6 protein-coding genes, 14 tRNA genes and 1 pseudogene are annotated in these 14,687 nt (G+C 67.7%); 2 read left to right on the top strand and 19 right to left on the bottom strand.

The genetic code is table 11. The annotated features are described in order from the left end of the window. Nucleotides 1-9: 9 nt before the first annotated feature. The 18 genes from HUA76_RS31105 to HUA76_RS31020 form a co-directional block, all read right to left on the bottom strand. The gene (locus HUA76_RS31105; RefSeq protein ID WP_174454830.1) at nucleotides 10-2,829 is read right to left on the bottom strand and encodes an AAA family ATPase; all 2,820 of its coding nucleotides are present in this window, start codon (nucleotides 2,827-2,829) and stop codon (nucleotides 10-12) included. Nucleotides 2,830-2,952: 123 nt separating this feature from the next. After that, nucleotides 2,953-3,570, bottom strand: coding sequence for a cytochrome C (locus HUA76_RS31100; protein WP_174462881.1), 618 nt, complete (start codon nucleotides 3,568-3,570; stop codon nucleotides 2,953-2,955). 254 nt (nucleotides 3,571-3,824) lie between these two features. Beyond that, nucleotides 3,825-3,909, bottom strand: a tRNA-Ser gene (locus tag HUA76_RS31095). Nucleotides 3,910-4,162: 253 nt separating this feature from the next. Further along, entirely contained in the window at nucleotides 4,163-4,705 is a 543-nt protein-coding gene (locus HUA76_RS31090; RefSeq protein ID WP_141646017.1) for an HNH endonuclease, read from the bottom strand. Nucleotides 4,706-4,725: 20 nt separating this feature from the next. Then, nucleotides 4,726-4,799: transfer RNA gene (locus tag HUA76_RS31085), tRNA-Leu, on the bottom strand. Nucleotides 4,800-4,854: 55 nt separating this feature from the next. Continuing rightward, nucleotides 4,855-4,928 (bottom strand) — tRNA-Leu (locus HUA76_RS31080). A gap of 100 nt (nucleotides 4,929-5,028) precedes the next feature. Beyond that, nucleotides 5,029-5,099 (bottom strand) — tRNA-Met (locus HUA76_RS31075). An 18-nt stretch (nucleotides 5,100-5,117) separates the two neighbouring features. Next, nucleotides 5,118-5,192 (bottom strand) — tRNA-Arg (locus HUA76_RS31070). A gap of 21 nt (nucleotides 5,193-5,213) precedes the next feature. Next, nucleotides 5,214-5,287 (bottom strand) — tRNA-Arg (locus HUA76_RS31065). Nucleotides 5,288-5,293: 6 nt separating this feature from the next. Further along, nucleotides 5,294-5,365 (bottom strand) — tRNA-Ala (locus HUA76_RS31060). Nucleotides 5,366-5,396: 31 nt separating this feature from the next. Further along, nucleotides 5,397-5,470: transfer RNA gene (locus HUA76_RS31055), tRNA-Thr, on the bottom strand. Between the two features lie 100 nt (nucleotides 5,471-5,570). After that, a tRNA-Phe gene (locus HUA76_RS31050) sits at nucleotides 5,571-5,643 on the bottom strand. A 13-nt stretch (nucleotides 5,644-5,656) separates the two neighbouring features. Further along, nucleotides 5,657-5,726 (bottom strand) — tRNA-Cys (locus tag HUA76_RS31045). A 19-nt stretch (nucleotides 5,727-5,745) separates the two neighbouring features. After that, a tRNA-Asn gene (locus HUA76_RS31040) sits at nucleotides 5,746-5,817 on the bottom strand. Between the two features lie 19 nt (nucleotides 5,818-5,836). Further along, nucleotides 5,837-5,909: transfer RNA gene (locus HUA76_RS31035), tRNA-Gln, on the bottom strand. Between the two features lie 5 nt (nucleotides 5,910-5,914). After that, a tRNA-Lys gene (locus tag HUA76_RS31030) sits at nucleotides 5,915-5,985 on the bottom strand. A 287-nt stretch (nucleotides 5,986-6,272) separates the two neighbouring features. Next, nucleotides 6,273-6,431, bottom strand: coding sequence for a hypothetical protein (locus tag HUA76_RS31025; RefSeq protein ID WP_174454832.1), 159 nt, complete (start codon nucleotides 6,429-6,431; stop codon nucleotides 6,273-6,275). A 477-nt stretch (nucleotides 6,432-6,908) separates the two neighbouring features. Beyond that, complete coding sequence (locus HUA76_RS31020; RefSeq protein WP_174462880.1) at nucleotides 6,909-9,824, bottom strand: cell wall anchor protein; 2,916 nt, start codon at nucleotides 9,822-9,824, stop codon at nucleotides 6,909-6,911. Nucleotides 9,825-10,757: 933 nt separating this feature from the next. Between HUA76_RS31020 and HUA76_RS46560 the strand changes: the two are divergent. Further along, a pseudogene (locus HUA76_RS46560) lies at nucleotides 10,758-12,346 on the top strand (IS3 family transposase). Between the two features lie 408 nt (nucleotides 12,347-12,754). Here HUA76_RS46560 and HUA76_RS31005 read toward each other — a convergent pair. Then, nucleotides 12,755-12,839, bottom strand: a tRNA-Tyr gene (locus tag HUA76_RS31005). A gap of 468 nt (nucleotides 12,840-13,307) precedes the next feature. Between HUA76_RS31005 and HUA76_RS31000 the strand changes: the two genes are divergently transcribed. Continuing rightward, entirely contained in the window at nucleotides 13,308-14,552 is a 1,245-nt protein-coding gene (locus HUA76_RS31000) for a hypothetical protein (protein ID WP_174462877.1), read from the top strand. Nucleotides 14,553-14,687: the final 135 nt, after the last annotated feature.

Genomic DNA, 14,687 nt, shown 5'->3' with positions numbered 1-14,687 from the left:
TCCAGCCGCTCAGCTCCCCAGCGGTGGCTCCGTCGGGGGGCGCGAAATCCACGCGGCGATGAACACGTCCAGCTCGCCGCGCAGCACGTCCTTCACGCGCGGAGTCCCGGCTCCGGTGCGAGGGTCCTCTACCCGGGCGCTGCGGCCCAGGTAGTAGCGCCGCGCCTCGTCCGTGCTGCCGCCCTGTCCGGCCACCACGCGCGCGGCGATGTCCTTCAGCTCGTCCAACTCGCCCGCGCCGGTGAGCGTCAGCACGCGTCCGGTGGACTCATCCTTCACCGTGACCTCCGTGCGCACGCGCTGGAGGTAGGCGCCCTCGTGACTCTTCACCGGCCGGCCGAGCACCTCCAGCAGCTCCAGCTCCTCCTCGGAGAGAGCGCCGCCCCGGTGCACGCGGACATAGGCGCGCTGGCGCTTCTCGTCTTCCAGCCGTCGATGCAGGCCCGCCTCACCCGCGAGGAAGCCATAGGCCCCGGGGCCGGCGATGCGCACCACCACGCGAGCCGGCTCCTCGGCTTCCGCCACCGCAACGGCCTCGTAGCCGCGCCGCTGTGCCCAGCCCAGGTACATGGTGGCCAGCTCCTGCACCCACGCCTCCTGCGTCTCCGCCGAGTCGCTCGCGCAGATGTCCACCAGGGCCTCGGTGTCCTGCGTGGTGGCGCCGGACGCGTGGAGTGCCTCGGCCATCTGCACCTCGCGCGCGACGTCTTCGACCTGTCGCGCCGCGGAGGCCAGCTGCACCTCGTTCTTCGCCTCGCGCACCAGGCGCCGTCCGAAGAGACACGCGGCCTCCAGGCGCTCCAGTTCGTTGAGGTGGGCCTCCACCGTCCGGAAGGCCCGGATGACATCCGCCGCGTGCGTGGGGTCGTCCCAGAGGTTGGGCGCCTGTGTCTCCGTCAGCAGGGCGGCTCGGCGCTCCTCCATCTCCGGCCGTCCCGCGGAGGCCGCCAGCGAGCGGGCCTTGCCCACCAGCCGGTCCATCTCCACGAGGAGCGACTTGCGGTCCAACCGCCGCTTCACCGGTGCGGCGCGCGCGGACGGCAGCAGCAACTGCGCGGTGGGCGAGGGCGGCGGCGCTGCGGGCTCGGCCACCGCGATGACCCGGCCTCCGACGCGTGCTTCCACGCGCACGGGGGTGCCAGGAGGCAGGGGCTTGCGCGCAATCTCCACGGCCAGCGCCGCGGTGAGCGTCTTCTCGATTTCCCGTTGGAGGTAGCGCGCGCCGAACTGGGGCGAGTAGCCGCGCTCCACGAGGCGGTCGACGACCTCGGGTGTCACCTCCACGTCCAGGGAGCGCGCGCGGATGCCCTCGCGCTCCAGCACGCGGCCCACCTCTCGCTGCGCGATTTTCCGGATGTCCACTTTGGACAGCGGCTGGAAGTGACAGATGGCATCGAAGCGGTTGAGGAACTCCGGCCGGAACGCCTCGCCGATGCGGCGGTCGACCTCCGACACCATCTCGTCCGCGCGCTTGGTGCCGGCGAAACCCATGGCGGGCTCCCGGTACACCTCCGCGCCCACGTTGGACGTGGCGACGATGAGGGTGTTGTTGCACGAGACGACCTCGCCCGCGCCGTTGACGAACGTGCCCTCATCGAAGAGCTGGAGGAAGCGGTCATGCACGCTGCGCGCGGCCTTCTCGAACTCGTCGAGCAGCAGCACGGAGAACACCTTGCCATCCAGGAGCGCGCTCAGCTCTCCGCGACGTGTCTCCAGCGCTGGTGCCCAGGACGCGCCGAAGGGCACGCTCTCGTCGCCGTCGTTGGGATAGTCCGCCATGTTCAGGCGCACCAGCCTGTCCGCGGAGCCGAAGAGGTACTCGGCCAGCAGCTTCGCGAGCTGCGTCTTCCCCACGCCCGTGGGGCCCGCGAACAGGAACACGCCCAGCGGTCGGCGCGGGTCGTTCAGTCCCGCCTTGAGCAGCGCCACCGAGCGCAACACCGCGCCCACCGCGTCCGTCTGGCCGAGCAGTCGCTCTCCGAAGAAGCGCTCCGTCTCCTCCAGGTCCAGCGGCATCGCGTCGTCCACCACGAAGCGTGGCAGGCGCGTGGCGGCACAGAAGCGGGTGAGCACGTCCTCCGGACCCACGTGGTCCTTGGCCGCGCCCGCGGCCTCCGCCGCCGTCTCCTTCAAGAGCTCGATGGCCTTGCGCGGCATGCGCTGCGCCAGCAGGAACTTGGCCGACAGGCGCAGGGCCAGGTCACACGCGGCCGGGTCGATGGGCAGGCGCAGCTCGCGCTCCAGCTCCTCCGCCACCCGGCCCAGCACCCAGCGCGCCTTCTCCAGGGGAGGCTCGTGCAGGGGGAGCAGGTGCAGTCGCTCCGCCAGCGCCTCGTCGGAGCGCAGCAGCTCCTGCACACGCTTGGGCTCCGTCTCGAAAATGAAGCGCATGCCGCCGGTGCGCAGCGCGCGCACGGCCACGGGGGCCAGGGGCCCGCCCAGCGCCGCTGGCAGGTCTCGGATGTAGACGATGGGACAGGGGTGCCGCGCCAGGTGGGCCAGCAGCTCCTCGAAGCTCTCGGCGGCCTGGCGGTGGGTGCTTCGCGCCAGGATGTTGGCGATGGACACCTCCACCAGGCGCGACTGCGCCAGCTCCGAGTCCACGCGCCCCTCGGCGATGCGGCGCGCCACTTCCTGCACGAGCGCGCTCTTGCCCACGCCGGGGTCTCCCGCCAGCAGCGGGTGCTTGCCACCGCGCGTCAGCAGCCCCAGAACCTCCGTCACCGCGGCGTCCACGCCATGCGCGGCCGGCAGCCGGCCCTCTCGGGCCATCGCGGTCAGGTCCCGGTCGATGAGTCGCTCCTGGTCCTCGCTCTTCCTCGTCGCCATCTCGTCAACCGCCCCCTCGCCGGAGCACGCACTCTAACCGCTGAACCGCCGAGGTGAGCGCGCAATCCCGGCGAGCAGCCGGAAGCCCCTGGAGCGCGGGGCCAGACGGACGCGACGTGCGCGTCAGGGATACGGCTGAGGCGGCACGGGCGTGGGCACACTCCCGGGCTGAGCCGCGGGGATGGCCCGGAGGTATTCGTAGACGGCCCTCAGGTCCGCGTCCCGCATCTTCGCGAAGATGGGCCAGGGCATCACCTGCAGCAGCGCGCCGCCAGGCTCCCGGCCCGTGCGCATCAACGCCAGGAAGGCCTCATACGTGAGGCCCGACGGCAGCCCCTGCGCATCCGGGGTGATGTTCCGCGAGACGATTCCCGTGCCGAAGGGTCTCCCCCCCGCCAGGAAGTTCGCGGTGTTGATCTGCTCTGGCTGTCCCTGAAAGGGGTCCCCACCCGCCGAGTAGGGTGGGTAGGTGTGGCAGTCGGTGCATCCTCCCTGGGAGTTGACGATGTAGCTGCCCAGGCCCACGAGGTTCCGGTCCAAGCCTGTGAGGTTGAGCGTCACGGGGGAGATGACCAGGCCCTTTTCGATGCGCTCCTGGTCCTCGGCGCCCACGGGCGTCTGGGTCTGTTGGTTCTGCGAGTCCGACGAGGAGCTCGACCCGCACCCTCCCGCCAACACACCCGCGAGCGCGAAGAGGGCCCATCCCCTCGCCACGCGGCGCCCCGTCCTGAAATCCTTCATGTGTGCTTCCTTTCCCTTCACCGGATGTCCCGGTCGGGATGGAGGCTAGGGACGCTGGGGCGAGGGGCCATGCTGCGTGCCGGTGTCAGCCCGGCGTTGCCCCGTGCACAGGTCGGGACAAAGGCTGCCCTGGGGGGCAGCGAGAGCGGAAGTCGGAGGACTCGAACCTCAAGCCGGAAGGCCGGCTCGCACCCGGTAGCAGCGGGGCCTGGCGCCATCGCCAGTCCAACTTCCAATCAGACAGGTGAAGCGAACGGAACACGGTGGAGTCGAACCACGAGCCCCGAAGGGCCCTCCTGGTTTCCAGCCAGGCGGCCGGCCACCCGGCCCGCATGCTCCAAGACACAACGGAAGACAGGGGACTCGAACCCCGAGCGCGTCATGCACCCGCACCGCTTTCGAAACGGGCCGCCGGCCTCCGGCGTCGGTCTTCCAGAAAGTCGCCGGCAGCAGCGCACCCGCCTGCCGGCTCGCGGGGAGGTCCACGGGCGGGAGGCCGCCTCTGGCGGACCTCCTCATCCCCTCCAGGCGCACTGTCCTGGGATGGGCGGGGACGGGGGCCACCTCCGGTGGACCCCCTTCACCTGGAACCTCATGCCTCCAGCTCGCCATGCCAGTACGCCACGTCCCTCAGGAACTTGGCCCACGACATGGGCATGCCCTGCTCGAAGACGAACGTCAGGTGCATCGCGTCCGGCAGCTTCTTGGGCTTCACCGGGGCGCAGCGCAGCGCCATCTTCGCGTGCTCCGGAGTCCGGTTGCCCTTGCGCTGGTTGCAGGGCACGCACGCGATGACGACGTTGTCCCAGGACGTCCGGCCACCCTGGGCCCGCGGCAGGACGTGGTCATACGTCGCCTCCGCGCGCGACACCTTCAAGCCGCAGTACTGGCAGCGGCAGCGGTCTCGCAGGTAGACGTTCTCCCGGCTGAACTTCACGCCCTTGGGGCCCTTGCGCAGCCCGCGGAAGAAGCGAATGACGGAGGGCATGCGAATCTCCACCGTCACCGAGCGCACGAAGCGGTCCTCGTACTCCTCGACCACCTCGACCTTGCCCTGGAAGATGAGCATCACCGCGCGCTGCCAGGGAATCCGCGCGACGGGCTCGAAGGACTGACTGAGAACCAGCGTCTCCATGACGCAACGCCTTTCGGTTGTATCCGCGGCGAGATTCGAACTCGCACTGGGCCGGGTTTGAGCCGGCGGCCTCTCCCGTTTGGGCTACGCGGACGGACTTCGGGAGTTCCTGCTGACTTGCGACTGCGGGCTACGGACTGCGACGACAGTGCCGGTGGCGGGAGTCGAACCCGCAACCTCCAGGTTCTCGACCTGGCACCTCTACCTATTGGGCTACACCGGCAAGACTGCGGGGATACGAGTGCACGCCCCGGGGATCGAACCCGGCGAAAACGGTGTGTGGGACCGTCGCCGTCTCCAGCTGGCTCGGCGTGCAGGAAGAGTTGCGGAGCAGGGAGTCGAACCCTGGAGGCCAGGCTTATGAGGCCCGGTGAGGCACCAGCCTCTCCCCGCAGAAAATGTGAAACGTGTGTGCTCCCGGCAGGACTCGAACCTGCGACCGTGCGCTTAGGACGCGCCTGCTCTGAATCCACTGAGCTACGGAAGCGGATGGCACAAATGAAGCGAGTGCCCCTGGCAGGGATTGAACCTGCGACCTCACGGTTCGGAACCGTGCGCTCTCATCCACTGAGCTACAAGGGCATGAAGTGGATCCGCCGGGACTCGAACCCGGAACCCCTCGGGTGCAAACCGAGTGCTCTCCCATTGAGCCACGAACCCATGTGACGACTGCACTGCGTGTTGCGTGAAGTGCCCCCGGTCGGGTTCGAACCGACAACCCCCGGTTTACGAAACCGGTGCTGCTACCAGTTGAGCTACAGGGGCGAAACGAGCAGGCCGCCAGGGAGTTGAACCCCGCGCGCTCGGATTTGGAGTCCAAGCTGCTCCCGGAGCGCGGCCTATGAAGATGAAGCGTGCTGCCAAGTGCCGACCCTCGGAATCGAACCGAGTCCTCCCGCTCTTCAGACGGGCGCGCGGACCACCTACGCCAGGTCGGCAATGATGAAGATGAGGCCAGTACGGGAGTCGAACCCGTCCCAAACGGTTTTGCAGACCGTTGCCACCCCGGGCGGAACTGGCCATTAGTGTGTGTCGCAAAGCTCCCCAGGAGGGATTCGAACCCTCAACTTCGCGGTTAACAGCCGCGCGCTCTGCCATTGAGCTACCGGGGAATGTGCTGCGTGAAGAGAGAACCGGAGGCAGGAATTGCACCTGCACCTGCGGAGTCAGAATCCGCCATCCTCGCTAGTTAGACGACCCCGGTATGAGTACCTCCGGAGGGATTCGAACCCTCGCCGTCCGCTTAAGAGGCGGATGCTCTTCCAATGAGCTACGGAGGCAGATTGCTTGCCGCCCCGGATGCGCGCGGGCGGCATACATTCACCACGACGATTCAGTTGTCAGAGACCTTGAGGCTGTCGGGTACTCGAACGCGAGCCAGGATTCCTGGCGCACGGACGCGAATCCGGCCCTCGAGCTGTGACTCGTGATGCGGTGTGGCTGTGCGTGGCTGGCCACGCCGGTGTTGAATGGGGACGCTGGGAGCCCAGAAAGCCGAGAGGCCGGGTCCCCTGGATGGGAGCCCGGCCTCTGCGTGGCTTGGCGCGCCAGTGAAGGAGCGCGAGCGTCAGCAGGGTACGGGCGGAGGGCCGCCAAGCCGGTCAAATCCCACGAGGGACTTCGAGGCGAAGCTCACAAGGGAGCAGGAGGCGGCACCGAACTGGGGCCAGAGGTTGTTGCGATAGCTGCGCTTCATCGGGTTCGTCCGCGTCGTCAACGTCGTCATGGTCGCCGCTCCTTTCGGGGAGACTCTACGGCGGGTGATTTTCGTTCCTGACAAGGCCCGATTATTTGAGCTTCACGGCCGTGGCCCCCGGTTTCAGGGAAGTTGTCGCCTCGGCTGACGTGCCGAGTTGATGACGCCTTGGGGGCGAGAGCAGGCAGGACGCAGCGCCGTGGCCATGGTCTCCATCGCGTGGACTCCCTCGCAGCGGGCGCAGCTGCCCCGCGGGTTCGCAAGGAGTCTGACGCGGAGACCTCCGTGCCGCACGGCGCGTCCGAGGAGAGGCATCTGGCCCGGCGATGCGCGCGGGGGCCGGTGCTCATGCTCCGGCCCGCGGGTGTGCCTGGGCTTCAAGCGGGACGCCGTGTGTACGACCGCGTGAACGGCGGCACCGAGCGCGAGCTCCCAACTCGGAGCAGCAAGGCCGGCCATGGGGACGTGCCCCCCACCGGCCTTGCTCCTCGGCGTGTCGACGCGGTCCTACTGCAGGGGCACGCGCTTGAGCTTGAAGGGCGAGGGGCTCTCGCTCATCGTGAAGTAGCTCGCGCCGTTGGCCTCGTACTCGATCGCCTCACCCTGGCCCTCGGTGGTGTCGGTCAGCGTGACGGGCGTCGCGAAGACGGCCGACTCGAAGCCAAGTCCCGGCGTCGCACGGAACTCGTAGACAGTGCGGTAGGTGCGAAGGAGGAAGCGATCCGCGCATGGGTGGATCGCCGCCGCGGTCGCGGCCGAGAAGTTGGCGTCTCCGTTCAGCGGCAGCTGGATCGTGTGGACGTGGATCAGCGTGGCCTGCACACCCGGCGTCAGCGGCTGGGGGAACTTGTACACGCCGCTCTGCCCCGTGCCTCCGTTCTTGGTGACGACGTAGATGTCCCCGGTGGTGGGGTGCACCATCAGCGACTCCGCGTCCTTCGCGCCGTCCGGATAGACGAACGGGAAGGCCTCGGCGACGAGCCCCCCCGAGGTCTGGCCGTTGGCGAGAGCCGGCTCGGGCACGCGGTAGATCGTGAACGACGTGGGGCTGCCACCCGCAGGGAAGTTGGCGCTCCACTTCCCGATGTCACCGATGAAGATGCACGAGCCGCTCGGGCAGGGCCCGGTTGCGAGGTCCTCCCAGTCGGCCGGCGTCACGTTGGTCACGTTGAACGTGCCGATCGTGCTCGCGTTGAGCGTGTTGATCGCGATGATCGCGGTGGTGTCCTCGTTGTGCACGTAGAGCGCGTTGCCGACCACGCGGCTCGCGGCCAGGCCCGAGGGCTCCACGATTTCCGGCGCGGTCACGGTGCCCTGGAGCGTGAAGGTGCTCGCGTACGTGTCGCCGACCATGCAGGCGGGGGCGTTGGCGGCGCGCAGGACGATCACGTGCGCGGTGTTGGTCTGCACGAACGCGGAGCTGCCGGAGAGGCCCGCCTGGAGGCCCGGCGCGGTGAGCGACCGGTAGGCCGCATTGAAGAGCAGTCCATTGGCGTGACCCAGGCACGCGTCGAAGGCCTCGGTGAAGCCGAGCGGCGGCTCGATGCGGGTGGCAGGGCAGGTGGCGTCCGGCCAGACCTGTGAGCCGTACCAGACGGCGAGGCCACCCGCGCTGCCGGTCACCACGTCGGGCACGGTGAACGACGCGGAGTCGCCGTTCTTCTGGCCTGCGTGCACGTCGATTGGCTGGACCGGATCGACGCCGCTGAAGGCTTCCACGCTCCCCGCCATGTGGGTGGACGCGTCCAGTTCGAACGCGTAGCTCGCAGGCTCGGAGGCGCCCGCGACGCGGTAGAAGATCCAGGTGCGGATGGCCCAGGCGCTCTGCTCCGAGCGCAGGAACGTCCAGCCGGCGGGCGGCGTGACGGTCGCGGAGATGTTGTTGCGCACGGTCACCCGCGCGATGAGCGCGTCGTTGGCCGCGGTCCCCGACGGCTTGGGGATCGACAGCGAAGCGAGCGACAGGCCGCTGTGGTGCGAGCTCCCACGCAACGCGACCCCCGAGGACGGCGCGACCTCGGCGCGGCGAAGGGCGACGACCTGCGCGACGTTGGTCTCGGCGAACGTCGAGCTCCCGTTGAACGGTCCCTGGAGGCCGGCACCGGCGAGGGGCATGAAGGCGGCGTTGAAGACGAGGCCCTGGGACGAGGACACCAAGCAGGTGTCGTAGGTCTCGGCGAAGCCCACGGGGGGCTCGATCGCCGGGGTCGGACACGCGGCGCCGGTCCACGTCTGCGCGCCGAACCAGACGGCAGCCCCGCCCGCGGTCGAGGTGCTCAGCTGCGGCGTCGTGAAGGCCGTCGAGCCGCTGTTGCTCTTGCCGGCGTGCGTGTCGATCGGGTTGGCCGGATCGACGCCGGCATACGCCACGAGGTTGCCGACGAGGTAGCTCGCGATGGAACTCTGGAACGTGTGGCTCGCGGGCTCGCTGGCGGTGGCGACGCGGACGAAGACCCAGCCGCGGATGCTCCAGGTGCTCATGTCGGTGCGCACCAGCGTCCAACCTGCAGGCGGGGTGAGCTCGGCGCCGATCTGGTTCCGGTTCGCAAGGTGCGCAAGCAGCACGTTACCGGCGGCGACGCCCGGAGGGCTCGAGAGGGTCAGGCTGGTGACCGTCTTGCCGCTCGCGTGCGTGGTGCCGACGAGGGAGATCTCCTTGGTGGCCGGCGGCTGGAGGGGGCGCAGCACCACCGCGTGCGTGATGTTGGTGTTGGGGAGCGTGGAGCTGCCGGTGAAGGCGGGCTGGGCACCTGCGGCCCCGAGCTCCGAGGTGGCGGCGCTGTGCAGCACGCCGTGCGACGACGAGACGAGGCAGGTGTCGAGCTGCTCGGTGAAGCCCGTCGGAGGGGTGTGGACCGCGGGGCACGCGGCGCCTCCCCAGACCTGGGCCGAGAACCACACTGCGAGGCCGTTCGCGGACGACGTGGTGGCGACGGGCAGCGCGAGGCTCGCGCTGTTGCCATTCTTCTGGCCCACGTGCACGTCGAACGGCTGGAGCGGATCCGCGCCCGACACCGCGACCAGGGTGGCCGCCATGGAGCTGGCGAGGTCGAGGGTGAAGGTGTGACTGCTCGGCTCGGCCGCGCTGGCCACGCGGAGGAATAGCCAGGACTTGATGGCCGAGGCGCTCTGCTCGGAGCGCAGCAGCGTCCAGCCAGCGGGTGGGGTAGCGACGGCTGTGACGGCCTCGCGATTGCTCAGCTGCATCACCAGCACATCTCCGGCGGCCGTACCGACGGGGGTGGGAATGGAGAGGGTGGTGGTGGCCAGGCCGCTCGCGCTGGTGGTTCCTCGCACGGAGAGGGTGGAGAGGCCCTGGGCCGTCGTCGCATCCTGTACGTCGTCGGGCTGCGCGAGCTCAGTCGTTTCACAGGCGGCCATCAGTAGGGCGGCCGCGAGCCACAGACTTCGGATTGGGGTCATGGGGTTTTGATCAGGTGTCGACTCACTGGACTGGAGGTCCGGGAATCGGCCATGTGAAGGACCCCGCAGCGCGAAGCGCAATCGACTGTCATGACACGGGAAAGCTACCGTGAAATGGCTTGGATCGTCGGGTGTCATCGAAAAAAGGTGGCAGTCCTGTCCATGCGGTCACGCGGAGTACTTTGAAAACGCGAAGCCCAAAGATATCTGCGCACGGTGCAAGGGCCGAAGGGCGGTCGGCACCCCGAGGGGTGGGCCTCCAGGCAAGCCTCGTGACCGTGGCTGTGACCGGCTCGTGACATCAGCAGAACGGTGCTGACATCCTGTAATCTGGAGCGTGCCTGGAACTGTGGGCTTCGTCGAGCTCGTGGGGCACGAAGCCCTTGAAGTCACTGGCATTTGGGACGACCGCCGCTACCTGGACATGGCCCTTCTGACTTCAACCCCAGACACCGCTGAATGATGCAGCCAAGGAGCTTTCCTCCCCCGTTCCCCCTCCGAACCAACTACACACGATTCGGGACTTGACCGGCGCCGGGGGCGCGGCTCATCGGCTACCCGCTTCAGCCTGGGGCGCGCAGGCCGGCCCTCCGTAGGGGCCGTGCCCGCCTCGCGACGCCCCTGCGGAAGCCTGCAATGCATGTAAGGAATGAAACCGGAGAGCAGAGAGAGCAGCCTTCCTGGAGACCTTGGAGCGGAGAATTGAGAGTCTCAGGAAATTGTGTTAACCGCTGTCCCAACGGTTAACAGCACCTGTTAACCGCTCTCGGTTCGTCTCTCCCCCGATTGGGCGAAAGAAAGCCCAATCCGCAGCCGAACGGATGGGCAATCAGGCTCTGGGCGATAGAGGGTAGCCCCCTGTGTCAGGGAAGAAGTCGCCTCGGCTGAGATGCCGAGCTGACCACCCGAAGGGGGCGAGTGCAGGCGGTTGAAGTGCCGTACACAGACGCATTCAAGGCGCAGATGGTGAAGCGGATGGTGGGACCGAGCGCGGTGAATGCCTCGACACTGGCCCGGCAGGTGGGAGTGTCCCAACCGACGTTGTCGCAGTGGTTGCGAGCGGCGAATAGGGTAGCGGCCATGGCGCCCCCGTCCGACGAGAAGAAGTCCGCCCCGCCCGCTGGGCCGAAGAAGTGGACACCCGAGGAGAAGCTGCGCGTGCTGGCGGCGGCCCAGGCGCTCAAAGGCGAGGAGTTGGGGGCGTTGCTGCGTGGAGAGGGGCTGCATGAAGCGCAGCTGCGAGAGTGGCAGCAGGCGGCCGCGGGGGCGCTCTCAGGCACGGCGAGCGAGCCGCTGCCGGCCAAGGAGCGCAAGCGGCTGGCCGCCGCCGAGAAGCGGGTGAAGGAGCTCGAGCGGGAGCTGCACCGCAAGGAGAAGGCGCTGGCGGAGACGGCGGCGCTGTTGGTGCTCGAAAAAAAACTTCAGGCGATGGGGTGGGACGACAGGCACTCGGGCGACGAGGACGACGCAGCGGACGAGAAGAGCGAGAAATGACGCTCGCCCACGTCGACGAGGCCCTGGAGAGGGGCGTGCGCCTGGAGGCCATCTGCGAGCGGCTCGGGGTGGCCCCGCGCACCATTCAGCGTTGGAGGAAGCCAGCCACGGCGGAGGACCGGCGGTGCGGACCACATACCCGTCCGGCCAACCGGCTGTCCGAGGCGGAGCGGCGCCGAATCCTGGCGGTGGCCAACAGCGAGGAGTTCCGGGACGCCTCGCCCAAGCAGATAGTCCCCAGACTGGCGGACCAGGGCGAGTACGTCGCCAGCGAAGCGAGTTTCTACCGGGTGCTGCGCGAAGCGGGGCAACTGGCTCACCGAGGCCATGCCAGGGCGCCCACGCCCAGGCCCCGGGCCGAGCACACCGCCACCGGGCCCAACCAGGTCTGGAGTTGGGATATCACCTACCTGAAGGGCCCGGTGAAGGGCGCCTTCCTCTACCTGTACCTGGTGGTGGACGTCTTCAGCCGGCGAATCATGGGCTTCGCGGTGCACGAAGAGGAGTCGTCCGAGCATGCCTCGGTCCTCATCCGCCGCTCTTGGCAGCAGGCCGGCTGCCCCGAGGGGCTGGTGCTGCATTCGGACAACGGCGGCCCGATGAAGGGCGCCACGCTGCTGGCCACCTTGCAGTACCTGGGCGTCACCCCGTCCTTCAGCCGGCCCCGCGTCTCGGACGACAATGCCTTCTCCGAGGCTCTCTTCCGCACGCTGAAGTACCGCCCCAGCTTCCCCCGGCGGCCCTTTGCGTCCGTCGAGGATGCGCACGCCTGGGTGACGCGCTTCGTGGACTGGTACAACACCGAGCACCGACACTCCGCCATCCGCTTCATCACGCCCGACGACAGGCACTTCTGCCGTGAGGCCACGCTGCTGGCTCGACGCCACCGGGTATACCAACGCGCCCGAGCCAGTCACCCCGAACGCTGGAGCCGCGACACTCGCAACTGGACGCCAGCAGGCCCCGTCCGTCTCGGCCCCTCTCCGAACCTCACCCCGGCCGTGCAGGAGTTGAAGCGCATCGGCTGAACCCTCTCACGCGACATCTACCTTGACGCTCACCGGTAGAGAGTGTCCTCTGAATTGTCGTGGGGCAAAACCCCTAATGATTCAGGGATTTAAGCGCGAGTGTCTAGCGCAATCCATCGCGCGACTCGTGTTAACCGAAACGGCCCTGCCAGTTTGCAGGGCCTTTCAATCAGCTCCCCGAATGAGACTCTGTGCGAACTCGTTCTCTGTTTTTCTCTAGAGAACTCGAACCCTCTGCGCCGCAGAATGGTGAGTGATATTCAGGGGTTTGAGGATTGAGCCGGCGGTTGTCCTTCGATTGGGGTCCGATTGGTGCTGTGAACTTCGACAGGGCGCCGTCACTAGACGGCGTCGCTGCAGGGGTGAAGCCGGTGCGCCTGCGTGGTGACGGACCACGCTCGTGCTGCATGGGGACGCTGGGAGGTGAACCCAGTGGGCCCTGTCGGGCTCGGGCTCTACAGGCCCGCGCGCCTCCCTAGCGCTCTACATCCCCAGGAGGAGCAGGAGCCCTGAAAGCCGAGGCGACTTCTTCCCTGACACAGGGGGTCAGAAGGGGGCGCCCCGCTGCGGCCCCTGGTGCGGCCAGATGACCCGCGCGTGCGCGAGCAACGCGTCCCCAACCCTCCCTGAGTTAGGCTTCAGGGCCCACAAAAATACGAACGGCCCCAAGTCACCCAGGGGCCGTTCGTTTTGTCACTTCAGAGGCAGGTCGAGACCATCACGGCAAGAACTGCTGCGTCGTGATTTGCTGCACTGTCGAGCCCTGCAATGTCTTGTATTGAATGGTGATGCTGCGCCGTCGGGAGCCACTGCAGAACAGCGGGGCCCAACTTCATTGATTGTCTCAATCATGTAAAAGCTGTAATCATGTTAAAGCCGGGAAATTAAATAGACAATTGACACGGTAAATTGCAAAGGTGCGGTTGGCACGACGCCAATGCTTTCCACACAAAGGAATTCCATGTCCAAGCTTCATCAGACCCTGTTGACCGCTTCCGTCGCGCTCCTCGGGTTGAACGGTTGTGGCGGCGCCGACCTCCCGGAAGCGGAGACGGCCAGCACCCGCCAGGGCGTGGAAGTGGCAACGGCCATTCCCCTCCCAATCCCCGCCTGCTCGCTTCTCCCTGATACGGACGGCGACGCCGTCTGCGACATCGTGGAGACGCTGCTGGGCACCAACCCCAACAACCCCGACACGGACGGGGACCGGCTCAACGACTACGCGGAGTCGTTCGGCTTCGGCGGCGGCCTGGACCTGACGGCCCTCGGCGCGAACGCGCGCAGGAAGGACATCTTCATCGAGGCGGACTACTACCCGGGGCAGCAGCCGACCCAGGCGATGCTGAACCGCGTCATCACGGCCTTCGCCAACGCGCCAGTGTCGAACCCGGATGGCTCCACGGGCATCACGCTGCACGTGGTGGTGGACCAGCAGATCACCGCAGCGGACGCGGACCTGGACCTGAGCCCCGTGTGGACGGACTTCGACGTCATCAAGGGCAAGTACTTCGCCGCGAACCGCGCGCCCTACTTCCACTACATGCTGTTCGCGAACCGGTACGACGGCGGCAACTCCAGCGGCATCTCGCGCGGCATCCCCGCGCATGACTTCGTGGTGACGCTGGGCTTCATCGGCGGCGGCACGGAGCTGCAGCGGGCCGGAACCCTGATGCACGAGCTGGGGCACAACATCGGCCTGCGGCACGGCGGCACCGACAACGCCAACTACAAGCCCAACTACCTGAGCGTCATGAACTACCAGTACCAGTTCGATGGCTTCGGCATTGGCGGCTTGAACAACGTGTTCGACTACTCGCGCGTGCAGGTGGCCGCCTTCAGCGAGCTGAGCATCAACGAGGTCGCCGCGTTCACGCCCGTCGCCCCGACGACCGAGGCGGACCTCGCGAAGATCAGCGCGCTTCGCTTCAACGGCGTCCAGGTCGTCGGCAACGCCAGCGCCAACCTGGACTTCAATAACAATGGGACCATCCAGGCTGCGTCCTACTCTCGGGACCTCGACGGCTCCGGCGCCAGCAACTTCCCCGCGTCGCAGAACGACTGGCTGGCGCTGGCGTATGACGGCGGCGGGCAGATTGGCTTCGCCACGTCGGGCCTCACCCAGGACCTGGGACGCGCGGAGCTGTTCCTCGTCGCCCCCGAGAAGATGGAGCCCTGCCTCACCGTGCCCGAGCGCGACGCCCGCTAACCCGCTTCAGATAAATCGGTGAACCATGCTCGGAGAGGGAGCGGATGACCTCTCCGAGTGCGCGGCCTTGACGGACCCTGCTGAAACGGATGGGTTCCACGGCGTCCATGCTCGGGCCGGCTGACTCCGACACGG

The organism is Myxococcus sp. CA056, from assembly GCF_013336715.1.
In the GTDB taxonomy this organism is placed as follows: Bacteria; Myxococcota; Myxococcia; order Myxococcales; family Myxococcaceae; genus Myxococcus; species Myxococcus llanfairpwllgwyngyllgogerychwyrndrobwllllantysiliogogogochensis.
This window is presented reverse-complemented; position numbering and strand designations above follow the sequence as displayed.

Bases quoted from the DNA above. Each gene is read 5' to 3' on its own strand.
- HUA76_RS31025 (WP_174454832.1), bottom strand. From the start codon at position 6,431: ATGACGACGTTGACGACGCGGACGAACCCGATGAAGCGCAGCTATCGC.
- HUA76_RS31020 (WP_174462880.1), bottom strand. From the start codon at position 9,824: ATGACCCCAATCCGAAGTCTGTGGCTCGCGGCCGCCCTACTGATGGCC.
- HUA76_RS31105 (WP_174454830.1), bottom strand. From the start codon at position 2,829: ATGGCGACGAGGAAGAGCGAGGACCAGGAGCGACTCATCGACCGGGAC.
- HUA76_RS31090 (WP_141646017.1), bottom strand. From the start codon at position 4,705: ATGGAGACGCTGGTTCTCAGTCAGTCCTTCGAGCCCGTCGCGCGGATT.
- HUA76_RS31000 (WP_174462877.1), top strand. From the start codon at position 13,308: ATGTCCAAGCTTCATCAGACCCTGTTGACCGCTTCCGTCGCGCTCCTC.
- HUA76_RS31100 (WP_174462881.1), bottom strand. From the start codon at position 3,570: ATGAAGGATTTCAGGACGGGGCGCCGCGTGGCGAGGGGATGGGCCCTC.